This is a genomic window from Actinokineospora fastidiosa (assembly GCF_014648415.1).
In the GTDB taxonomy this organism is placed as follows: domain Bacteria; phylum Actinomycetota; class Actinomycetes; order Mycobacteriales; family Pseudonocardiaceae; genus Actinokineospora; species Actinokineospora fastidiosa.
The window spans coordinates 1,197,817-1,219,483 of record NZ_BMRB01000002.1; the positions used below are offsets into that span (position 1 = coordinate 1,197,817).

The window sequence follows — 21,667 nt, forward strand, 5'->3', positions numbered from 1 at the left end:
GCTTCCGGGTGGGAGCGGTGACTTCCGGGTGGGGGCGGCCGTTGGCCCGGCGACCGCGACCTCCTTCCTCGCCATCGTTGTCGATCTTGGTTTCATTATCGAACATCCGTTCGCCCGAAGAGAACAGTCGACTAGTCCTTTCAGACCAGTAACATAGCGGGGGGTACCGACAGAGAAAGGGCCCGCGGCGGGAAGCCGCGGGCCCTTTCCGTCACGCCAGGGGACTCAGCCCTCGCCGAGGTAGGCGGCGCGGACTCGGTGGTCGGCCAGGAGTTCGTGGCCGGGGCCCTCCAGGGTGGTACGGCCCAGGTCGACGACGTAACCGCGGTCGCACAGGGCCAGGGCGGCCAGGGCGTTCTGTTCGACCAGGAGGATCGTCGTGCCCTGCGCCTTGAGGTCGGCGAGGGTGTCGAAGATCTTCTGGGTCATGATCGGCGAGAGGCCCATCGACGGCTCGTCGAGCATGAGCAGGCGGGGGCGGGACATCATGGCCCGGCCGATCGCCAGCATCTGCTGTTCGCCGCCGGAGAACAGGCCCGCCTTGTTGTGGCGGCGTTCGCCGAGGACGGGGAACAGGTCGTACACCCGTTGGACGTCGGTGGTGACGCCGTCGTCCGTGCGGGTGTACGCGCCGAGGAGGAGGTTCTCCTCCACCGTCATGCGGGCGAACAGGCGCCTGCCCTCGGGGCAGTGGGCCACGCCCGCGCCCAGGATGGCGTGCGCGGGCTGGTTCGCGATCGACTGGCCGTCGAACAGGATGTCGCCCGCGCGCGGGCGGAGCAGGCCCGAGATGGTGCGCAGCGTGGTCGTCTTGCCCGCGCCGTTCGCGCCGATGAGGCAGACGATCTGGCCCGTCTCGACGACGAACGAGATGTCCCTGACCGCCTCGATGGCGCCGTACGCGACCGTCAGACCGCGCACTTCCAGCAACGCGCTCATCGGCCCTCCTCACCTTCGGTCGCGGTCCCCGCGACGTCCTCCGGGGGCTTGCCCAGGTACGCCTCGATGACCCGGGGGTCGTCGCGGACGACGTCGGGCGTTCCCGCCACGAGCACCTCGCCCTGGACCAGCACGACCACGTGGTCGCACAGGCCGAAGATGAACTTGGTGTCGTGCTCGATCACGATGACCGACACGCCGCTGTCGCGGATCGCGAAGATCAGCTGGCGGGTGTCCTCGGTCTCCTGCGGGTTCATGCCCGCGGTGGGCTCGTCCAGCAGGAGCACCGACGGCTCGGTGGCCAGCGCCCGCGCGATCTCCAGGCGGCGCTGGTCGCCGTAGGGCAGGTTGCGCGACAGCTCGCCCTCGACCTGCGAGAGCCCGACGAAGTCGAGCAGCTCGCGGGAGCGCTCGCGGGCGAGCCGCTCCCCCTTGCGGAAGCCGGGGCCGTGGAAGATCGAGGCGATGGCGCCCTGACGCATCCGCACGTGCCTGCCGACCAGCACGTTCTCCAGCACCGACATGTTCGGGAACAGCCGGATGTTCTGGAACGTCCTGGCCACGCCCGCGGCCGCGACCTTGGCCGGGTCCGACGGCAGCGTCGTCCCGTCCAGGGAGATGCGGCCGCTGGTCGGCACGTACTGGCCCGTCAGGCAGTTGAAGAACGTCGTCTTGCCCGCGCCGTTCGGCCCGATGAGGCCCAGCACCTCCTCGCGTCCCACGGTGAGGGACACGTTGTTGAGGGCGGTGAGGCCGCCGAAGACCATGCTGACGCCGCTGGCCTCCAGCAGCGGCGCTGCCGAACGATCACTCGCGCTGCTCATGAGCGCCCCTCCGTCACACCAGTCCTGCCGAGCCGCTCGTCATCGGCCCGTTCCTGTTCGGCGACCGCGCGCTCCTCGGCCTCCTTGAGCGAGCCGCCCTCGGCGGTCTCGCCCGCCAGCTCGGCCCGCCGGACCTTGTCCGGGATGAGGCCCTGCGGGCGGAAGCGCATGATCAGCACGAGCGCGAGGCCGAACAGCATCAGCCGGTAGTCGCTGAACTCGCGCAGCTTCTCCGGCAGCACGAACAGCAGCGACGCGCCGACCACGGCGCCGGGGATGGACCCCATGCCGCCGAGGATGACCGCGGACAGCAGCGTGACGGACTCCAGGAACGTGAAGCTCTCGTAGGAGGCCGTGGTGAGCCGGTGCACGAGCACCGCGCCCGCGACACCGGCGATGGCCGCGCCGACCAGGAACGCCAGGACCTTGATCTTGCCGGTCTTGACGCCCATCGCGCGCGCGGCGTCCTCGTCCTCGCGGACGGCAATCCACGCGCGGCCGATGCGGCTGGACTTGAGGTTGGCGAACAGCACCATCACCAGCGCGACGATGACGACGGCCAGCAGGTAGTACAGGACGCCGCCCGCGAGCTCCGCGCCGAAGACGGTGATCGCCGCGTCGCCCGGGGTGCCGAGGAAGTCCAGCGGCGGGATGCCGGGGATGGCGTTGGAGCCGCCGGTGGCCCCCGCGATGTTGTTCTGCGCCGCCTTGAAGAAGATCTCGCCGAACGCCAGGGTGACGATCGCCAGGTAGTCGCCGCGCACGCGCAGCGTCGGCGAGCCGACGATCGCGCCGAACACGCCCGCGACGATCGCGGCGATCACCAGCACCAGGACGAACGGCAGGTCGACGCCGAGGCTCGCGGACGCGGCGCCGCTGAGGTTCGCCGCGACGAACGCGCCGATGCCCATGAACGCCACGTAGCCGAGGTCGAGCAGACCGGCGAGGCCGACGACGATGTTGAGGCCGATCGCGGTCGCGGCGAACACCCCGATGTTGGTGGCGGTGTAGATCCACTGCTCGGTGCCCGCCTCGGTGAACGGCAGGACGAACGCGCAGGCCAGCAGGACCACGGCGCTGAAGGCCCGGTGCCGTTCGGCCACAGCGGACACCCAGCGCAGCAGGCCGGTCCCGTTGAGACCGCCGAACACGCCGAAGAGGAACGCCACGAACGACAGGAACACCGCGCCCGCGTACGGGTTGGCGGCGCCGCCGCGTCCGCCCGCGGTCAGGGTGTCGGCGACGACCTTGAGCAGCGCCGCATAGGCCAGGACCAGGACGAGCCACTCCAGCGGCTTGGCCAGCTTCAGGTCCCAGGTCACCGGCGGGGCGGCCGGGTAGGCCGAGCCCGCGACGATGGCCATGACGGCAGCGACCGCCGAGACGACCGCGCCGAAGGCGAACGCGCCGTGCGCGGAGGTGATGGTGCCGAAGCCGCCGCCCTCGACGATCAGGTACGCGGCGTTGACCACCGCGATGGCGAGCGCGCCCCAGCCGAGCGCCTTGGTCGTGCGGCCGCGGATCGCGGCGGGCGCGAACGCCACCGCGATCACCGCGACGCCGAGGAGCATGACGTGCAGGCGGAAGCCGGGCACGCCGAAGGGGGCGTCGAAGAACTGCAGTGTGGACAGTGCCGGGTAGGGCATGATGTTCAGCTGGAACGTCGCCCACGGCAGCAGGGCGCCGACGATGAGCAGCACACCGCCCACGATGGAGAGCGGTCGGGCGAGCCCGGGTTTGCCCGCGACGAGTTTGGTGATCATGCGCGAACCCTCTCCGTCTCCCCGAAGAAGCCCTGTGGGCGGAACACCAGGACCAGGATGAGGATCACGAAGATCCACACGTAGTCGTACGCGGTGCCGCCGGGCATGTACTGGCCGGCCAGGGTCTTGATCAGGCCGATGCAGAACGCGCCGACGACCGCGCCGCGCAGACTTCCGATCCCGCCGAGGACCGCCGCGGTGAAGGCGAAGATGCCGTTCTGGAAGCCGATGGTGATGTTGATGTTGTCGTAGTGCACGCCGTAGAGCACGCCGCCGACACCGGCGAGCGCCGCACCCAGGATGAAGGTGAGGACGATGACGCGGTCGGGGTTGATGCCCATGAGCCGCGCGGTGTCGGGGTCCTGCGCCGTCGCGCGCATCGCGCGGCCCAGCTTGGAGGTGTTCACGTACAGCTGCAGGGCGCCGGTGAGGATGATCGCCATCACCACGAGCAGCAGGCCGCTCGCGGGGACGGTGACGCCGAGGAAGGTCAGCTGTCCCTCGGGAAAGACCTCGGGGAAGGCCTTGGGCCGGGTGCCGTCCGGGAAGAAGTTGCGGACGGCCTCCTGCAGGAACACGGAGATGCCGAGCGCCGTGATCAGCGGCGCGAGGCGTGGCGCGTTGCGGAGCGGCCGGTAGGCGAACCGCTCCATGATGACGGCGACCAGGACGGAGAACGCAGCCCCGGCCAGGATCACGATCGGCAGCGCGAGGTACCAGGTTGACTGGATCCCGCTCGGCAGGGCCCACAGGTACGTCGCCAGCGCGGCGTAGGAGCCCACCATGAAGACTTCGCCGTGCGCGAAGTTGATCAACTGGATGATGCCGTACACCATGGTGTAGCCCAGCGTGATGAACGCGAGCAGACCACCGAGCACGATCCCGTTGACGAGTTGTTGCAGCAGGGTCACCACTGTGCTTACTCACCCACTCAGACATGCGGTGGGGGCAGGCCGCGGAATCGCCTGCCCCCACCTGAGGTTCGCGGAACTTCGGTGTTACTCGGTCACGGTGCCGGTCTTGACCGAAGTCCACTCCCCGGACGTGACCTTGTAGACGGTGAGCAGCTTGATGGTGCTGTCGCCGAACTCGTCGAAGCCGAGCTGGCCGTTGGCGCCCGCGAGCTGGGTCGCGCCGATGTTCTTGATCAGCGCGTCGCGCAGGCCCTCGTTCCAGGTGCCGCCGCCCTCGCTGAGGGTCTTCGCCAGCGCGGTGATGATCACGTTGGCCGAGTCGTAGGAGAAGGCGCCGTACGCGCTGTACGGGTCCTTGAAGCCGCGCGCGTTGTAGGCGTCGATGAACGCCTTGGCCGAGGGCAGGCTCTCCGGCGGGGCGCCGACGGAGGTGGCGAAGTCGCCCTCCTTGCCGCCCAGCTCGATGAAGGTGTCGTCGAAGATGCCGTCGCCGCCCATCAGCGGGACGTCGAGACCGGCGTCCTTCATCTGCTTGCTCAGCGGGCCAGCCTGCGGGTACTCGCCGCCGTAGAACACCGCGTCGGGGTTGAGGGGCTTGATCTTGGCGATGACGCCCGCGAAGTCGGTGTCCTTGTCGCTGACCTGCTCCTCGGCGACGATCTTCGCGCCGTTCTTCTCAGCGGCCTTCTTGACCTCGGCGGCGAGGCCGACGCCGTAGGTCTTGCCGTCGGTGACGATCGCGATGGACTTCTTGCCCGCGTCGCCGCTGAGGTACTGCCCGATCATCTTGCCCTGGTTCTCGTCCATAGTGCAGACGCGGAAGTAGCTGTCGAACGGGCGCTTCGGGTTGTTCAGGAAGTCGGTGCCCTTGGTGAGCGCCGTGGAGGTGTTGGCCGGGGAGACCTGGACGATCTTCTTGCCCGCGAGGATCGGCTGGACCGTCTGCGAGGTGGAGGAGTTCAGGGTGCCGACCACGCCGACGATGTTGGGGTCGGTGGCGAGCTTGGTCGCGGCCTGGCCAGCGACGGTCGGGGTCTTCTGGTCGTCCTGGGCGTCAAGGACGAGCCGGTACCCGGGGACCGCGCACTTCTCGTTGGCCTCCATCACCGCGAGGTCGGCGGAGTTCTTGATGCCCAGGCCGAGAGCGGACAGATCACCGGACAGCGGGGCAATGACGCCGACCGTCAGCGCGCCTTTGCTGGTGTCACAGGCCTGCTGGCCCCCCGCCTGCGGGTCCTCGGTCTTGTTCGTGCCGCAAGCGGCGAGCACCAAGAGGCCCGCGGCCACCAAGCCTGCGGTCTTGGCGGTCTGGTTTCGCACGAGTTGTCCTCTCTTCGTACCCGGGATCCGGGCGGGTGATCGGGCACCCCCGGTAGGGGCTGCGCCCGGAACATAATGACTGGCCCCAGGTTAGTCACGCACCCTCGGTCGTTGTGACCAGACCGCAATAAACGTCCTCGGGGTTGCCGATGGCCGTTATTCCCAGGGATTCCCTGTTGGCGCGGGCAGCGCGACGCCCCGGAACCGCCGAACGGGGCAAGGGGGTCGGGCGGGCCGAGGACGGCGGGCGTAGGATCGCCGCCCCGGCTCGGCCCGAGTCGGGGCGGCAGGGCCAAACCCCAGGCCCACAGGCCATTTGTGACGGCTTTTCTTCATCCCGGGACGGTTTGTGGAGGAAGGTTTGCACCGGACGGTCGAACACCGACCGCCACGAGTCGCACGCGTTCCGTTCCCCGCACTGTCCGGATCCGACGCGAGCGGCACAGGCGGCGAACGGATGCCATTGCGCTGTTTTCCGCCATGTGCGCGCCATTGACCGCCGGGGCGCGCCGATTCCCCGATCCGATCTCGGCCGATTAACGGCGCCGCGTTGTCGGGCGCTGATCGGATCATCACGGGAAAGTGATTGCCGGATGGCAACCACCGGTGCGCGGAACGGGAACGACCGACTACGTGATGTGCTCCAGAACGGCCTCGGCGACGGCCTTCATCGTGGTCCTGCGGTCCATGGCGGTGCGCTGGATCCAGCGGAACGCCTCCGGCTCGCTGAGGCCCTGCTTGGTCATCAGCAGCCCCTTGGCCCGCTCGATGACCTTGCGCGTCTCCAGCCGCTCGGTCAGCCCGGCGACCTCGTTCTCCAGGGCGTGCAGCTCGGCGAAGCGGCTGACGGCCAGCTCGATGGCGGGCACGAGGTCGTGCTTGGCGAACGGCTTGACCAGGTAGGCCATGGCCCCGGCGTCGCGGGCCCGCTCGACGAGCTCGCGCTGGCTGAACGCGGTCAGCATCACCACGGGCGCGATCCGCTCCCTGGCGATCAGGGTGGCCGCGTCGATGCCGTCCATCCTGGGCATCTTCACGTCCATGATCACCAGGTCGGGCCGCAGCTCGCCTGCCAGCTGGACGGCCTGCTCGCCGTCGGCGGCCTCCCCGGCGACCTCGTAGCCCTCCTCGCGGAGCATCTCGACCAGGTCGAGCCGGATCAACGCCTCGTCCTCGGCGACGAGCACGCGGCGTGCGGCGGGCGCCTGCGCGTCGGCAGCCAACTCGGTCACCGGGGTCCTCCTGTTGCGCTTGGTAACCAGGAAATCGCGAGATTGCAGCCTACCGTCGCCGTGTTACCGGCAGGCGTCATGATGGAGGTGACCCGGCTGACAGCGAATGGTCGGGGTGGTTCCGGCGCATTTGGGCGGTTTCGGCAGCTAGCCGGGCGCCAATGGCGGCGGGATCGGGCGGCTCACGATGGTGACCGTGGTGCCGGTTTCGTCATGATCGATGGTCATGTGCTCGCTGCAGGCCCGCATGAGGCCCAGTCCCTTGCCTCGGTTGCCGGGCTCGGTGGGCGGGCGCCAGCGGCCCTGGTCCCGGACGACGAGCTCCACCTGGCGGTCGCCGGAGGGGTCCGTCAGGACCCGGCAGGTGATCTGGACGGCGGAGGGGGGCCTGGCGCGTTCGGCGGACAGGCCGTAGCCGTGCTCGATGCTGTTGGTGACGGCCTCGTTGACGACCAGGACGAGGTCGTCGATCTGCGCCGGGGACCAGCGCTGCCTGCGCAGCCAGGACCTCAGGCGCTCGCGGGCCAGCGACGGCGAGACCCAGTCGACCGGCAGGGTGAAGCGCAACTCGGGCTCGGCGTCCGCTTCCGAACGCGCGCCCGCCTGGCGCCTGTCCTGGTCTGAGCTGGGCGGCATGGGCGGGTCACCGCGGCTCTGCCGTGAGTGCGTCCTCCACCGTGTGGAAGAGCGCCAGGACCTGGTCGAGGCCGACGATCTCGATCGGCCGGATGACGGGCCGGGCGTGGTCGACGACGACGCGGAGCTGGGCGAGGCCGCGGTGGCGGACGGCCTCGGTGGCGCTCTCGCGCAGGACGCGGAGCCCGGAGGAGCCCATGAAGCCCACCCGGCTCAGGTCGACGACCAGGGGCCGGGCGCCGAGCCGGTCGAACGCCGCGCCGATGGCCGCCGCGAGGCGCGGGGCGGTGAGGACGTCGATGTCGCCGTCGACGGCGATGATGATGGCGTCGTCCCGGTCGGTCGGGTGCACCGCCAGCAACTGCTCGCGGCTGGGGACGGCGAACCGCGCGCTCCCGTCGGGCGTGCGTTCGTCACTTGCGGGCTTCACACGCCGCACAGTACCGCCCTGGTCACTTGCCGCGCGGGTCCTCCCGGTCGTCCTGGTCGTCCGGCTGCGTGCCCGCCGCGGCCATCTCCGACGGCGCGGGCATGCGCTCGGCGCGTTTGCGGGGCTTCTGCAGCGCCTCGGCGCGGAAGCGCTCGACCATGTGCGGGTAGTGCAGCTCGAAGGCGGGCCGCTCGGAGCGGATGGGCGGCAGTTCGGTGAAGTTGTGCCGCGGCGGCGGGCAGCCGGTGGCCCACTCCAGGGAGTTGCCGTAGCCCCAGGGGTCGTCGACGGCCACGGGCTCGCCGAAGCGGTAGCTGCGCACGACGTTCCACACGAATGGAACGACCGACGCGCCCAGGAGGAACGCCCCGATCGTGGAGACGGCGTGCATCGTGGTGAAGCCGTCGGAGGGCAGGTAGTCGGCGTAGCGGCGGGGCATGCCCTCGTTGCCCAGCCAGTGCTGCACGAGGAAGGTCGTGTGGAAGCCGATGAACGTCGTCCAGAAGTGCAGCTTGCCCAGGCCCTCGTCCAGGTAGCGGCCGGTCATCTTCGGGAACCAGAAGTAGATGCCCGCGAACGTGGCGAACACGATCGTGCCGAACAGCACGTAGTGGAAGTGCGCCACGACGAAGTAGGTGTCGGTGACGTGGAAGTCCGCCGAGGGCGCGGCCAGCAGCACGCCGGTCAGGCCGCCGAGCAGGAACGTCACCAGGAAGCCGACCGAGAACAGCATGGGTGTCTCGAAGGTGAGCTGCCCCTTCCACATCGTGCCCGCCCAGTTGAAGAACTTGATCCCGGTCGGCACGGCGATGAGGAAGGACATGAACGCGAAGAACGGCAGCAGCACCGCGCCCGTGGCGAACATGTGGTGCGCCCACACCGTCATGGACAGCCCGGTGATCGCCACCGTCGCGAACACCATGCCCTTGTAGCCGAACAGCGGCTTCCGGCTGAACACCGGGATGATCTCGCTGATGATGCCGAAGTACGGCAGGGCGACGATGTAGACCTCGGGGTGGCCGAAGAACCAGAACAGGTGCTGCCACAGGATGGCCCCGCCGTTGGCCGGGTCGAACACGTGCGCCCCGATCAGCCGGTCGGCCAGCAGCCCGAACAGCGCCGCGGTGAGGATCGGGAAGGCGAGGAGCACGAGGATGCTGGTGAAGAAGATGTTCCAGGTGAAGATGGGCATCCGCCACATCGTCATGCCGGGCGCGCGCAGGCACACCACGGTCGTGAACATGTTGACCGCGCCGAGGATGGTGCCCAGGCCGCTGACGATGAGCCCCACCGCCCACAGGTCGCCGCCGGGGCCGGGGGCGAAGGTGGCGGTGGAGAGCGGGGTGTAGGCGAACCAGCCGAAGTCGGCCGCGCCGCCCGGGGTCAGGAAGCCGAACATCGCGATGACGCCGCCGAAGAGGTACAGCCAGTACGACAGCGCGTTGAGCCGGGGGAACGCCACGTCCGGCGAGCCGATCTGCAGCGGCAGGATGAAGTTCGCGAAGCCGAACACGTTCGGGGTGGCGTAGAACAGCATCATCACCGTGCCGTGCATGGTGAACAGCTGGTTGTACTGCTCGTGGGAGAGGAAGTGCATGCCCGGCGCGCCGAGTTCGGCGCGCATCAGCAGCGCCATCAGGCCGCCGACCAGGAAGAACGCGAAGCTGGTCGTCAGGTAGAGCAGGCCGATCTGCTTGTGGTCGGTGGTCCTGAGCAGGCCGAGGAGCACCGAGCCGCGCGGGCGCGGGCGGGTGGGGTAGGGCCGGACCGGCACGGGCTTCTCGGTCAGGGTCACGACGTCCCCCGCTTGGTGCGACGACCAGGGCGCTCGCGGGTACCCGGGATCGGCGGCGCGCATGCGCCCCGTCGGCCGATCGTGCCGGGACCGCGCCGGATTCGCTCAAGCCGGAGGGTTCAGGCCGCGCGGTGGTGGTCCAGCAGGCCGGTGGCGGCGGCCACGACCTCCTCGACCGTGACGCCCAGCAGGGCCGGGTCGGGGTCGTCGGCGAACGGGTCGCCGCGGCGGGCGGTGGCGGCGGTCAGGGTGACGTGCGGGCCGGTGGCGGGCGGGCCCCACTGCTCGGGGCCGACCGGTCCGAAGAGGACGACGGACGGCGTCCGGTACGCGGTGGCCAGGTGGGCGACGCCGGTGTCGCCGGAGACCAGCAGCCGGGCGTCGGCGATCAGCGCGGCCAGGGTGTCCAGCGGGGTGTGGCCCGCCAGGCAGTCAGCGCCGGACTCGGCGGCCACGCGCTCGGCCAGCGGCCGCTCGCTCTCGACGCCGGTGACCACGACGTGGTGGCCGTCGGCGCGCAGGGCGCGGGCGACGGCGGCGAAGCGCTCGGCGGGCCAGCGCTTGCTGCCGTAGGCCGCGCCGGGGTGGACCAGGACGGCGCCGGGGGCCGGTGACGCGACGCCGGGGTGGTCGAGGGTGTAGGCGGCGGGGTCGGCCGGGATGCCGTGGGCGGTGAGCAGGCGGCACCACCTGTCGCGCTCGTGCAGGTCGTCGCGCCACTCGGGCCCGGGCCAGCCGGGAGCGTGGCCGATGCGCCGGGCTGGCGCGAGCGCGTCGAGGATCTCGGTGCTGGTGGGGCCCGCGCCGTGCATGTTGACCGCGACGTCGACGCCGCGCAGGCGCTCGGGCAGCGGCTCGAGGCCGTGCACGGGGACCAGTTCGTCGACGCTGCCGGTCAACCGCAGGACGGGCGCGAGCCAGGGCTGGCACGCGTAGAGCACGCGCTGGTCCGGCCAGTGGGCGCGCAGCGCGCGCAGGGCCGGGACGGCGACCAGGAGGTCGCCGAGCTTGAGCGCGCGCAGGACGAGGATCATGCCGCAGGCTCGTCGGCTGCCTCGCCGCGGCCGACGAGGTCCGCGGTGTCGGCCAGGACGCCCTCGACGGGGACGTCGGCGACGAAGGACACCTGGTGCGGGCAGCGGGCCAGGTCCTGGCGGGTGCAGTCGGCGCCGCACTCCGGGCAGCGCGCGGTCCAGGAGATGTGCAGCCGGTGGCGCAGCCTGCCCGGCGGCCCGGCGTTGATCACGTTGCCCATCCAGTAGACCGACACGGTCGGGGCGCCGACGGCCTCGGCGAGGTGCCGCGGCCCGCTGTCGTTGGCCACCACGGCGCGGGCGGTGGCCAGGACGCCGATGAGGGCCTTCGCGTCCAGCGCGCCCGCCACCGAGCGCACCGAGGCCCGCGCGGCAGGCGGGAGCCGGTCGTGGGCGGCGGCGACCACCGCGGCGGCGAGGTCGGCCTCGTCCGCGGTGCCGATCACGACGACCTCGGCGTCGCCCGCGAGCGCGGCGGCGACCTCGCCGAAGCGCTCGGCGGGCCAGCGCCTGCGCGGGTCGGTGGCGCCCGGGTGCACGACGACGCGGGGCCGGGCGGGTTCGCCGACGGCGCGGGCGGCGGCGGCGAGGTCGGCGTCGGTGACGGCCACGCGCGGGACCAGCGCGGCGGGCGGCGCGCCCGCCAGGCCCGCGACCTCCAGCGCGCGCATGATCTCGTGCTGGTAGTAGCTGAACGGCAGGCAGCGGGTCAGCTCGGCGGCGTCGGGGGTGCGGCAGCCGACGGTCCAGGTGGGACGCAGGCGCAGCAGGAACGGGTTGGACCAGCGGCCGCCGCCGTGCGCCTGCACGCCGAGGTCGAAGTGCCCCGCCCGGTCGGTGAAGCGCTCCACGGCGGCCTCGTCGGTGCCCAGCCCGTCGGGGTCGTGCACGCCGTGCACGCGGGGCAGCGGCAGCACGGCCGACACCGGGCCGGGGCGGTCGGCGAGCAGGTCGCGGTGGAACCCGGTGCCGAGGAGCACGATCTCGGCGTCCGGGTAGGCCGCGGCCAGCGACTCGATCGCGGGCACCGCGAACAGCAGGTCGCCGAGCCCGCCGCCGCGCAGCACGGCGATGCGGGCGACATCGGGGAACGGCGGCGGCGTCGGGCCGATGGCGAGGGCTGGTGTCACGTCGTCGGGGCGCACGCAGCGGATCTACCCGTGGCCGGGACGGGCAAACCCGCTCAGGAGGACTGCACCCGGTCCCGTTCCGCGCGCTGGTGCGGCACCCGGCCGGGGCCGTGGTCGGCCTCGGCGAGGCTGACGCCGCTGCCGGGCACGAGGCCGAACTGCACGACCTGGCGGCGGGCGACCAGGTCGGTGAACCAGTCGGCGACGACGCGCAGCCGGTTGGCCGGGAGCGCGAGCAGGTGGTAGCCGCGGGCGACGATCTTGGCGGGCAGCCCGCGCAGCGGCACGCGCAGCGGGTTGGCGACGGCGTCGCGGCCCGCGAGGTCGACGACGAACCCGAGGTCGCGGTGGCGGTAGGCGCGGGGGCGGCCGTAGCCCAGCTCGGCGGCGATGTTGCGGGCGGCGGCGCGGCCCTGCCGCTGGGCGTGCTGGGCGGTCATCGGGGTGGACTGGCCGGGGTGGAACACGTCGGGCACGGCGGCGACGTCGCCCGCGGCGTAGACCCGGGGGTGCTCGGGGACGCGCAGGTGGGTGTCCACCCTCAGCCGTCCCTTCTCGGTGGGCAGGCCCAGGCCCTCGACCAGCGGGTCGGGCCGCACGCCGACGCACCACACCACCGTGCGCGTCGGGATCTCGGCGCCGTCGCTGAGGCGCGCGCAGTCGGCGGTGACCTCGGTGACGCTGGTCTCGAGCCGCACGTCCACGCCGCGTTCGCGCAGCACCTCCTCGGCCGGGCCGGACAGGCGCTCGTCGAGGCCGGGCAGCACGCGCGGGGCGATGTCGAGCAGGATCCAGCGCACCTCGTCCTCGGTGACCTTGTGCCGGTGGCGCAGCGCCTGGCGGGTCAGCTCCTGGCCCTGGGCGACCAGTTCGGTGCCGGTGTAGCCAGCGCCGACGACGACGAAGGTGGCGCGGGCGGCGCGCTCGGCCGGGTCGTCGGACTGCTCGGCCAGCTCCAGCTGGCGCAGGACGTGGTCGCGGACGTAGATGCCCTCGGCGACCGACTTGAAGCCGATCGCGTGCTCGGCGACGCCGGGCACCGACAGCAGGCGCGTCACGCTGCCGACGGTGAGCACGAGATAGTCCCACTCCAGGGTGTTCGCCTTGCCCTCCACATCGATGACGGTGCAGGTGCGGGCGTCGAGGTCGACGGCGTCGGCGTGGCCGAGGACCAGCCGGGTGCGCGGGAGGGTGCCGTGCAGGGGCACGGCGACGCGGCGCGGGTCGAGGCTGCCGCCCGCGACCTCGGGCAGCAGCGGCACGTAGAGCATGTAGTCGGTCGGGTTCACCACGACCAGCTCGGCGGCCTCCGGCGGGAGCGCGCGTTCCAGCGCGCGGAGGCAGTGGTACCCGGCGAAACCCGCGCCGACCACCAGGATCCTCGGGCGGCGGGTCGAGTGCGACATGGACGGTCCCCTCGGTGTCGTCGGCAGTTCCGCGACGGCTACCCGAGGCGGCTCGGGGCGAATCCCCGTACGGGGGGATTGGCGCCGGGACCACCCGGGTAGGCCTGCGAACGCGCCAGAAGGAGGACGTGATGGCAAAGCAGCGTGGCCAGACCAAGGACAACCACAGCCCCACCAGGACGAAGGAGAACCACACGCCCGCCACCGCCGAGGACGACCTCGCCGGGATGTCGGTGGCGGAGCTGCGGGAGAAGGCCAAGCAGCTGGAGATCAGCGGCTCGCACTCCATGCGCAAGGACGACCTCGTCCAGGCGATCGGCGAGGCCATGGGCGGGCGGACCGCGCCTCGGCCGCGCCGGGAGGACGACAGCGCAGGCCGGGGCGGGGTGCGGAGCGGCAAGTCCTCGTCGAAGTCGCTGAAGTACGCCCAGGAGGTGACCTCGACCGGCGAGGAGCCCGAGCGGCCCGGCCGGAGCCTGGTGACCACCAACCACGACGTGATCCGGCGGTGGGCCGAGGAGCGCGACGCGGTTCCGGCCACCGTCGGCGGCACGGAGCACGGCGACCACCTCGGCGTCCTGCGCCTGGACTTCCCCGGCTACGGCGGCGACCGGCTGCGCCGGGTCGACTGGGACCAGTGGTTCGCCACCTTCGACGAGCGCGGCCTGAACTTCATCTACCAGGAGGAGCGCTCCGACGGCACGCCGAGCAACTTCTTCCGCCTGGAGAACCCGAACCGCGAGGACGCATGACGGATCCGAGGCGCGACCCGGAGGAGACGCTGGACGCCCTGGAGGAGCGCGTCTTCGGGCAGCGGCGCGACCAGCGCCGGGAGGAGCCCGACGGACCGGCGTTCGAGCAGGACATCGACCCCGAGGAGACCACGGCGGAGCACGGCGGCCACCCCGCGGGTGAGTCGCCTGCCTGAGACGGGAACCTGACGATGAGCGACATCGACCGGCGCGACCTGCCGCTGAGCGACTACGACCACCTCCCCGCGGGCGCCCTGCGCGACCGCGTGCGTTCGCTGACGGAGGGCGAGGTCCGCCAACTCCTGGACTACGAACAGGAACACGCCGCCCGCGCCCCGATCATCACGGCGCTGAGCGCGAGGTTGGAGGAACTGGCGGCGGGCGCGACCCCGTCATCCGGCACCCACGAGACCCGCCCGGAACAGCCCCCCGCCCCGAGCGCAGGCTCCCCGGTGACCCCGGCGACATCGCCGGAGCCCATCCACCCGCCTCCCCACGGGGTGCCGGGCTCACCGGGCAAGCCGAAGGGCAACCGGGCGCGCTAGGGGTTGCTCAAAGCAACCGAGCAATACCCGCTGGACTTCCGAGATTCCGAGGGAGTGCCACCGGCCCCGACACATCGCCGTGTCGGGGCCGGTGGTGGTCGCGGGGGGCGGAAGAAGGGGTATTGGTGGCAGGCGGCAGGCGGCAGGGCGAAGCGGCCAGCAACGGGGCCAAGCGGCCAGCAACGGGGCGAGGCAGCCAACGGCGGGCCGAAGCAGCCTGCCGCGGGCCGAAGCAGCCAACAGCGGGCCGAAGCAGCCTGCGGCGGGCCGAAGCAGCCTGCGGCGGGCCGAAGCAGCCTGCGGCGGGCCGAAGCAGCCTGCGGCGGGCCGAAGCAGCCTGCGGCGGGCCGAAGCAGCCTGCGGCGGGGCTAAGCAGCCAGCCGGGCCAGCTCGACCAGCTCGATCATCGATCCGCCGGAGCGACCATGCGGCGCGGTGGATCAGGCGGTGGCCGAGTCCCGCCTCCAGCCGAAGAGGGCGACTTCACCGCCGCCGAAGAGTGGTTCGGTGGCGCTGGCACACGGAGGGCGAAGAAGCGATCCGACCGCCGTCCGGATGTTCTGCCCATCCGGATGTTCTCATCATCCAGATGATGCGGTCATATGACGTGATCATCCGGATGCCGACCGGCAGGCGGCAAGGGGGCTGCGCCGCCGGGCGACCGGGGCCGGTCCCTCTCGCGCCATCCCGTCCGGTTGCGAGGGTCAGCGGGGGTGGTTGTCCGTCAGGCGTTGGGTTTGTTCGCGGAGGATGTCGATCGTGCGGGTCACCCAGTCGGCGATGGTCTGCTGTTCGGCTGGGGTGTAGGTGGCGGTCAGGGCGGACATGGCGGCGCCGAGGCCTGCCAGGAGGTCGCCGTACGCGCCGGGGTTGGCGGTCAGGAGGACTCGGCGGCGGTCAGCGGGGTCGGGGGTGCGGGTGAGGATGCCCGCGCGCTCCAGGCGGTCGGCGATGCCGGTGACGGCGCCGGGGGTGAGTGCCAGGCGCTTGGCCAGGTCGCCCGCCGACATCCGGCCCTCCCCCGCGACGATCGCGTAGGCGCGCTGGTCGACGGCGGTGACGCCCAGATGCGTGCCCACCGCCTCGTGGAACGCGACCACCGCCGTGCTCAGCCGCATGCCCAGGTGCTGCCCGTCCATGCCGCTCACTTTACCGCCCGAGATATTTCAGTAGACTGAACTAAATTGTTCAGCGAACTGAAAGGTCTGCGATGGAGTGGCGGCTGGCCGCGGCGGTACCACGATGGGCGGTCCGGTTCTACCTGCGGCACTGGAAACCGATCGTCGGGCTGTCGCTGGTGGGGTCGGTGCAGCGGCTGGCGGTGGTGGGGTGGGGTGACGCCGTGCCGTCGGGGGTGGCGGCCGCGTCCGAGGTGGTGGTCGTGGTCGCCCGGGTCCTGCTGGTGGTCGTCGTGTGGCGGTTGGCGATGCGGGGCATCACGGTGGCGTGGCCGAGGATCCAAGAGTTCGTCACCGCCCACTGGCGTTCCCTTGTGTACCAAGGGTTGGGGCTGTCGGTCGCGTTCCTGGTCTTCGACCTCGGGGCGGAGCAAGGGGTCTCCGCGCTGCTGCCGGAGGCGTGGCGGCAGGGCTACCTGGCCGCGCTGCTCTTCGTGAAGAACCCGACCGTCATCGCGTTCACCGTCGTGTGGTGGATCGGCATGGTCCGGCAGGCGTGCGGGACCGCTACCCCCGCCGCTTCGGGACGGGGACCCGCATGAGGTCCTCGGCGACCACGACGTCCCCGGAGAACACCGCCGCCGCCTCCGCGTGGAACCGGACCGGGTCGTCGTAGCGCTGGGAGAAGTGGGTCAGCACCAGCGTGCGGACCCCGCACTCGGCGGCCACGCGCCCGGCCTGGGCGGCCGTCAGGTGGCGGTACTCCGCAGCTAGGGCCTGGTCCTCCGACAGGAAGGTGGACTCGATGACGAGCAGGTCCGCGCCGTCCGCGAGGGCGAAGACCGCGTCGCACAGGCGGGTGTCCATGATGAACGCGAACCGCTGCCCCCGGCGCGGCTCGCTGACGTCGGCCAGCCGGACCGTCCGGCCGTCGACGACCACCTCCCCGTCCCGCTGCAGTCGGCCGACGATCGGGCCCGACAGGCCGTGGCGGTCCAGCAGGTCCGGCCGGATGCTCCGCCCGTCCGGCTCGACCAGCCGGTAGCCGAAGGTCTGCACGCGGTGGTCCAGCGCCCGCGCCGACAGCGTGCCGAACGCCCCCACCGCGATCGGGCCGTCGCGGTCGACCGGCTCCTCCCGCAGGTCCAGCACGTCGTGGAACGCGCAGGCGTGGCGCAGAGCGCGGAAGTGGTCGGTCCCGCTCGCCGGGTAGTGCGCGTGGACGGGACGGGCCACCCGGTCCAGCGACAGCCGCTGCACGACGCCGGGGACGCCGAGGCAGTGGTCGCCGTGGAAGTGGGTCAGGCAGATCCGGGTGATGTCGGTGGCGGACACCCCCGCCAGCGTCAGCTGCCGCTGCGTCCCCTCCCCCGGGTCGAACAGCAGCCCCTCCCCGTCCCACCGCAGCAGGTAGCCGTTGTGGTTGCGCCGCCGCGTCGGCACCTGGCTCGCGGTGCCCAGCACTACCAGTTCCCGGGGAGACATGCCCGAACCCTATGGCCTCTTCCGCGCTCCCCCAACTCGATTGTTCGTCCACAGTGGAAAGCGGGCCGCCAGGGTATGGATGGGAGACGGCCGCCCGATCGTCATCGGGCGGCCGATCCCCCCACCGGGGCGCCGGGCGCCAGCGCAGTGGTGCCCGGCGGCTCTCGTCGGCTAGCCGTAGCTCAGGGCGCGCGATGCGGGGAGCTCGGCACGCCGGGAGAGCGATCCTCGGGGCTCACCGCCTCACGGCACGGTGTAGCCGAGGGTGTAGTCGCCGCTTCCGCTGTAGGCGTGGACCCGGTAGCGGTAGTACCCGGCGGTGCCGGTGTAGTCGATGGTCTCGGTGTTGCCCGGCGTGATGCCCTGCGCGACGGTCGCCCAGCCGTAGCTGGTGTACTTCTGCAGGTACACGTCGAAGTCCGAGCCGTCGGGACCGCACAGGTTCGCCCGGTGCGCGCCGGTCGTGGTGGTGCGGTAGTAGCCGCCGGTGGGCTGGTACTGGCTGCCACCGCTGGCGAGGGTACCGGTGGCGCTGTGCTCGTGGTCGCCGCAGTCGCCGCCGCCGTCCTCGGTGATGCTCCAGGAGAACGACGCCGAGTCGGCCTTGCCCGCCGCGTCGGTCGCGGTGACGACGACCTTGTTGTCGCCGACGGTGGTCGGGGTTCCGCTGATCAGGCCGGTGGAGGCGTTGATGGTCAGGCCAGCGGGCAGGCCCTCCGCGGTCCACCGGTACGGCGCGGTGCCGCCGGTGACGCGCAGCTGCAGGTTCACCGGGGTGCCGACCGCCGTGGACTGGTCGCCCGGCTCGGCGACGTCGGGGTTGGTCGGGTCGGGGTTGCCGTCGCCGATGAACCCGGTGTAGAGCAGCAGGTTCGGCGAGCCGGTGCCGATGCCGGTCAGCTTGCCGCTGCTGGCGTTGGTGACCAGCGCGTCGCGGACCTGCTGCGGCGTGGCGCTCGGGTTGGCGCCCAGGTACAGCGCCGCCGCGCCCGCGACGTGCGGGGAGGCCATCGACGTGCCGGAGATGGTGTTGGTCGCGGTGTCGCCGGTGTGCCAGGCGGAGAGGATGCTGGCGCCGGGCGCCCAGATGTCCAGGCAGCGCCCGTAGTTGCTGGGACCGATGCCGGTGTACCGGGTGTCGCTGCTGGTGCTGTTGCCGACGGTGATGGCCTCCGGCGTGCGCGCCGGGGTGAAGTTGCACGCGTCGGAGTCGCTGTTGCCCGCGGCCAGCGTGTAGGTGACCCCGGAGGCGATGGACCGCCGGACCGCGCTCTCCAGCGCGGTCTGCGTGCCGCTGCCGCCCAGGCTCATGTTCACGACGGCGGGCTTGGCCGCGTTCGCCGTCACCCAGTCGACGGCCCTGACGACGGTGTCCCACGGGCCGCTGCCCGCGCAGTCGAGCACGCGCACCGGCACGATGCGCGCCTTCTTGGCCACGCCGTAGGTCGTGCCCGCCGCCGAGCCCGCGACGTGCGTGCCGTGGCCGTTGCAGTCGCTGGGGTTGGTGTCGTTGTCGATGAAGTCCGGGCCCGCGGTGATCCGACCGGTGAAGTCGCGGTGGGTCATGCGCGTGCCGCTGTCGATGATGTAGACGGTGACGCCCGTGCCACCCTGGGACGGGTAGGTGTAGGACTGGTTGAGCGGCCGGTCCCGCTGGTCGATGCGGTCCAGGCCCCAGGGCGGGTTGGTCTGGGTGTCCGCCGCGCGGGCCATGGTGACCTGCTCGACGAACTCCACCCTCGGGTCGGCGGCCAGGCGGCGGGCCTGCCGCTCGCCGATGACCAGCGAGAACCCGCGCATGGCGTGCTCGTAGGTGTACTTGACCTGGCCGCCGTAGGAGTTGGCCAGCGCGGCCGCGCTCGCGGACACGGCTGCCGTCCGGTCCTTCAGCGCGACGATGTAGCGGTCGGCGACGGCTCCGGGACCGCCAGCGCCGAGGATGACGCCTTCGTCCGCTACTGCGGGCGAAGCGGTTGCGGTGAGACCGGCGAGGGTCACCGCGGCCACGACTGCGGCGGAGATTTTGCCGCGTCGTCTGATCTGTGCAGGGATCATCTTTGAGTTCTCCGATGAACGAAGGAAAACGTTCGGTCAGGAACATAACGCGGATTTATGCCGATAACGTGGCGGGTTTCCGCCACTAGCCGGAACTCGCCATCACGGCGGAGTACCGTGTCGCCGCATGGACGCGATGCTGGAGCCGGTCGGCATGGGCCGGGCCGAGAGCGCGCTGTACGTCGCGCTGATCGACACCCCGCACCTGACGCTCCCCGAACTCGCCGCGCGGACGCACCACTCGACCGCGCAGGTGCGCCGCCCGCTGGCGCGGCTGCTGGACAGCGGGCTGGTCACCCGGCTGGCGGGCACGCCAGCCCGGTACGTGCCCGCGCCGCCGGAGGTCGCCATCGACGCGCTCGTGGTGCGCCGCAGGCAGGAGCTGGAGAACCTGCGGGTGGCCGCCCGCGACCTCGGCCGCCGCCTCGACGCCGCGCCCAGCGGCCGGGCCGCCGAGCTGATCGAGCTCGTCGAGGGCGAGGAGGCGGTGCGCCAGCAGCTGGCGCGCATCCAGCTGAGCGCGGAGCAGGAGGTGTGCATTGTGGACTGCCCGCCGTACATGACCGGCAGGCCGATGGACAACCCGCCGGAGTGGCAGGCGCTGGCCCGCGGCGTGGTCTACCGCTCGATCTACCACACGCCCGCGATCGCCGACCACGGCCGCATCGCCGAGATCCGCCGCTACATGGCCGCGGGCGAGCAGGCCCGCGCCCTGCCCGACATCCACATGAAGATGACCATTGTGGACAGCCGGATCGCGCTCATCCCGCTCAGCTTCGACGCCGCCGAGACCGGCGTGCGGATCATCGTGCACCAGTCGCCGCTGCTCAGCGCGCTGGTGGCGTGCTTCGACATGCTGTGGGAGCGGGCCACCCCGCTCGGCCCCGATGCGGGCAGGACCCCGATGACCGAGCCGAGCGAGACCGACCGGCAGATCCTCACCATGCTCGCGGCGGGCATGAAGGACAAGGCCATCGCCCGTGCGCTCGACATCGCCGAGCGCACGGTCACCCGCAGGCTGACCGAGCTGATGAACACCCTGGACGCGACGACCCGCTTCCAGGCCGCCCTGCAGGCCAGCAGGCGCGGCTGGCTCTGAGCGCTACCCGGCCCAGGGACCGACGCCGCCCACGCGCTCGACGCGGTAGCGCACCACGTAGCCGGGCCCCTTGGGCGCGGGGAACTCCGCGTCCGGGGCCATGTAGACCTTCGCGAGCCGGTCGAGCAGGTCCCAGGCGTCGTCGCGCGCCTCGACGGTGGCCCGCGCCCGCACCACGGCGTACTCGTTGAGGAAGACGCCGGGGTCGCGCGGGGCGTCGAAGGAGAGCACGACCCTCGGGTCCCGCCGGATGTTGCGCAGCTTCACGTACCAGGACATGTGGCCGCTGACGAGGTCGTCGCCGTCCATGCCGATCCAGATGACCGAGACCTGCGGGCTCCCGTCGGGGTTGATGGTGCTGAGGTGGGCCATCGGACCGGCGGCGATGAGCGCGCGCAATTCAGGTGACATGTCACCATCCTGCCCGAGGACGGCCCACCAAGATCAGATGTTCCGCAGGACGGACACCACGATGCCGAGGATGACCGCGTCGTCGCCGTCGATCGGGTCGTACGCGGGGTTGCACGGGTCGAGGTAGACGTGGCCGCCTCGGCGGCGGAGGACCTTGACCGTCGCGTCGCCGTCGATCATGGCGGCGACGATCTGGCCGGTGTGCGCCTCGGGCTGGCTGCGGACGACCACGATGTCGCCGTCGCAGATGGCGGCGTCGACCATCGAGTCGCCGCGCACGCGCAGGCCGAAGACGGTCCCCCGGCCGGTCAGCTCGGCGGGCAGCCGCAGGACGTCGTCCACGTGCTCGTCGGCGGTGATGGGCACGCCCGCGGCGATGTCGCCGACCACCGGCACCGCCACCGAGCCGTCGGGCCCCGCCTGCTCGGACGACCCCAGGAACAGCCGGACGTCGATCGGCCGGGACACCGCGCGCGAGCGCCGGATGAACCCGCGCTCCTCCAGGCTCGCCAGGTGCCGCGACACCGACGACGTCGAGCGCAGGCCCACGGCGTCGCCGAGCTCGCGGGTGCTCGGCGAGTACCCGTGCTCGCGCACCCAGTCCCGCACCGCGGCCAGGATCTGCCGCTGCCGGGGCGGCAGGGTGGAGGTGTCGAGGTGGTCGAGCTCGTCGAAGGTCACCGGCGGATCGTATCGAGCGCGTCCGCCGTCCGAGGACGTCACCCGATGGGGAACGTGCACCTAGGACACACCGGCGCTCCCGGTCCGAATGGTTCAGA

22 protein-coding genes are annotated in these 21,667 nt (G+C 71.7%); 5 read left to right on the forward strand and 17 right to left on the reverse strand.

Features of this window, described 5'->3' with window-relative positions:
• Positions 1-225: 225 nt before the first annotated feature.
• The 12 genes from IEY98_RS15435 to IEY98_RS15490 all read right to left on the reverse strand — a co-directional run bounded on the left by IEY98_RS15435 (position 226) and on the right by IEY98_RS15490 (position 13,423).
• Positions 226-939 carry an ABC transporter ATP-binding protein gene (locus IEY98_RS15435; RefSeq protein WP_189211115.1) on the reverse strand — a complete coding sequence of 238 codons (714 nt, stop codon included), beginning with the start codon at positions 937-939 and terminating at the stop codon, positions 226-228.
• The gene (locus IEY98_RS15440) at positions 936-1,763 is read right to left on the reverse strand and encodes an ABC transporter ATP-binding protein (protein ID WP_189211116.1); all 828 of its coding nucleotides are present in this window, start codon (positions 1,761-1,763) and stop codon (positions 936-938) included. Before IEY98_RS15440 ends, IEY98_RS15435 begins: the two co-directional genes overlap by 4 nt.
• Positions 1,760-3,526 carry a branched-chain amino acid ABC transporter permease gene (locus IEY98_RS15445; protein WP_189211117.1) on the reverse strand — a complete coding sequence of 589 codons (1,767 nt, stop codon included), beginning with the start codon at positions 3,524-3,526 and terminating at the stop codon, positions 1,760-1,762. Before IEY98_RS15445 ends, IEY98_RS15440 begins: the two co-directional genes overlap by 4 nt.
• Positions 3,523-4,437: a branched-chain amino acid ABC transporter permease gene (locus IEY98_RS15450; protein ID WP_229786936.1), complete on the reverse strand. Its 915-nt coding sequence runs from the start codon at positions 4,435-4,437 to the stop codon at positions 3,523-3,525. The genes IEY98_RS15445 and IEY98_RS15450 overlap by 4 nt, the downstream gene beginning before the upstream one ends.
• Before the next feature lie 87 nt (positions 4,438-4,524).
• Positions 4,525-5,760: a branched-chain amino acid ABC transporter substrate-binding protein gene (locus IEY98_RS15455; protein ID WP_189211119.1), complete on the reverse strand. Its 1,236-nt coding sequence runs from the start codon at positions 5,758-5,760 to the stop codon at positions 4,525-4,527.
• 629 nt (positions 5,761-6,389) lie between these two features.
• Entirely contained in the window at positions 6,390-6,992 is a 603-nt protein-coding gene (locus tag IEY98_RS15460; RefSeq protein WP_189211120.1) for an ANTAR domain-containing response regulator, read from the reverse strand.
• Between the two features lie 147 nt (positions 6,993-7,139).
• Positions 7,140-7,628 (reverse strand): ATP-binding protein, encoded by a 489-nt coding sequence (locus tag IEY98_RS15465; RefSeq protein WP_189211121.1) that lies wholly within the window; start codon positions 7,626-7,628, stop codon positions 7,140-7,142.
• Positions 7,629-7,635: 7 nt separating this feature from the next.
• On the reverse strand, positions 7,636-8,058 hold the full coding sequence (locus IEY98_RS15470; protein ID WP_189211122.1) for an anti-sigma factor antagonist: 423 nt from the start codon (positions 8,056-8,058) through the stop codon (positions 7,636-7,638).
• Between the two features lie 22 nt (positions 8,059-8,080).
• Positions 8,081-9,853, reverse strand: coding sequence for an aa3-type cytochrome oxidase subunit I (gene ctaD / locus IEY98_RS15475; RefSeq protein ID WP_229786937.1), 1,773 nt, complete (start codon positions 9,851-9,853; stop codon positions 8,081-8,083).
• 119 nt (positions 9,854-9,972) lie between these two features.
• Positions 9,973-10,887 (reverse strand): glycosyltransferase family 9 protein, encoded by a 915-nt coding sequence (locus tag IEY98_RS33125; RefSeq protein WP_189211124.1) that lies wholly within the window; start codon positions 10,885-10,887, stop codon positions 9,973-9,975.
• On the reverse strand, positions 10,884-12,032 hold the full coding sequence (locus IEY98_RS15485; protein WP_229786938.1) for a glycosyltransferase family 9 protein: 1,149 nt from the start codon (positions 12,030-12,032) through the stop codon (positions 10,884-10,886). The genes IEY98_RS33125 and IEY98_RS15485 overlap by 4 nt, the downstream gene beginning before the upstream one ends.
• 38 nt (positions 12,033-12,070) lie before the next feature.
• Positions 12,071-13,423: an NAD(P)/FAD-dependent oxidoreductase gene (locus IEY98_RS15490; protein ID WP_189211125.1), complete on the reverse strand. Its 1,353-nt coding sequence runs from the start codon at positions 13,421-13,423 to the stop codon at positions 12,071-12,073.
• Positions 13,424-13,554: 131 nt separating this feature from the next.
• Here IEY98_RS15490 and IEY98_RS15495 point away from each other — a divergent pair, with 131 nt between their 5' ends.
• Genes IEY98_RS15495 through IEY98_RS15505 form a run of 3 tightly spaced genes read left to right on the forward strand, consistent with a single transcriptional unit; the run spans position 13,555 to position 14,720 of the window.
• On the forward strand, positions 13,555-14,175 hold the full coding sequence (locus tag IEY98_RS15495; RefSeq protein ID WP_189211126.1) for a Rho termination factor N-terminal domain-containing protein: 621 nt from the start codon (positions 13,555-13,557) through the stop codon (positions 14,173-14,175).
• The gene (locus IEY98_RS15500; RefSeq protein ID WP_189211127.1) at positions 14,172-14,351 is read left to right on the forward strand and encodes a hypothetical protein; all 180 of its coding nucleotides are present in this window, start codon (positions 14,172-14,174) and stop codon (positions 14,349-14,351) included. The genes IEY98_RS15495 and IEY98_RS15500 overlap by 4 nt, the downstream gene beginning before the upstream one ends.
• Positions 14,352-14,366: 15 nt before the next feature.
• Positions 14,367-14,720 carry a DUF8129 domain-containing protein gene (locus tag IEY98_RS15505; protein ID WP_189211128.1) on the forward strand — a complete coding sequence of 118 codons (354 nt, stop codon included), beginning with the start codon at positions 14,367-14,369 and terminating at the stop codon, positions 14,718-14,720.
• Between the two features lie 704 nt (positions 14,721-15,424).
• Here the strand turns inward: IEY98_RS15505 and IEY98_RS15510 are convergent.
• Positions 15,425-15,859: a MarR family winged helix-turn-helix transcriptional regulator gene (locus tag IEY98_RS15510; protein WP_189211129.1), complete on the reverse strand. Its 435-nt coding sequence runs from the start codon at positions 15,857-15,859 to the stop codon at positions 15,425-15,427.
• A gap of 71 nt (positions 15,860-15,930) precedes the next feature.
• Here IEY98_RS15510 and IEY98_RS15515 point away from each other — a divergent pair, with 71 nt between their 5' ends.
• On the forward strand, positions 15,931-16,440 hold the full coding sequence (locus tag IEY98_RS15515; protein ID WP_189211130.1) for a hypothetical protein: 510 nt from the start codon (positions 15,931-15,933) through the stop codon (positions 16,438-16,440).
• On the opposite strand, the gene IEY98_RS15520 is transcribed toward IEY98_RS15515, so the two are convergent.
• Entirely contained in the window at positions 16,406-17,323 is a 918-nt protein-coding gene (locus tag IEY98_RS15520) for a ribonuclease Z (protein ID WP_189211131.1), read from the reverse strand. The two genes, IEY98_RS15515 and IEY98_RS15520, sit on opposite strands and share 35 nt — an antisense overlap.
• Before the next feature lie 243 nt (positions 17,324-17,566).
• Positions 17,567-19,378 carry a S8 family serine peptidase gene (locus IEY98_RS15525; protein WP_189211132.1) on the reverse strand — a complete coding sequence of 604 codons (1,812 nt, stop codon included), beginning with the start codon at positions 19,376-19,378 and terminating at the stop codon, positions 17,567-17,569.
• 127 nt (positions 19,379-19,505) lie between these two features.
• On the opposite strand from IEY98_RS15525, the gene IEY98_RS15530 reads away from it, so the two are divergent.
• Positions 19,506-20,477: a helix-turn-helix transcriptional regulator gene (locus IEY98_RS15530; RefSeq protein WP_189211133.1), complete on the forward strand. Its 972-nt coding sequence runs from the start codon at positions 19,506-19,508 to the stop codon at positions 20,475-20,477.
• Positions 20,478-20,480: 3 nt separating this feature from the next.
• On the opposite strand, the gene IEY98_RS15535 is transcribed toward IEY98_RS15530, so the two are convergent.
• Positions 20,481-20,888, reverse strand: a complete 408-nt coding sequence (locus tag IEY98_RS15535) for a PPOX class F420-dependent oxidoreductase (protein WP_189211134.1) — start codon at positions 20,886-20,888, stop codon at positions 20,481-20,483.
• A gap of 33 nt (positions 20,889-20,921) precedes the next feature.
• Entirely contained in the window at positions 20,922-21,569 is a 648-nt protein-coding gene (lexA, locus tag IEY98_RS15540) for a transcriptional repressor LexA (protein ID WP_189211135.1), read from the reverse strand.
• Between the last annotated feature and the right edge of the window lie 98 nt (positions 21,570-21,667).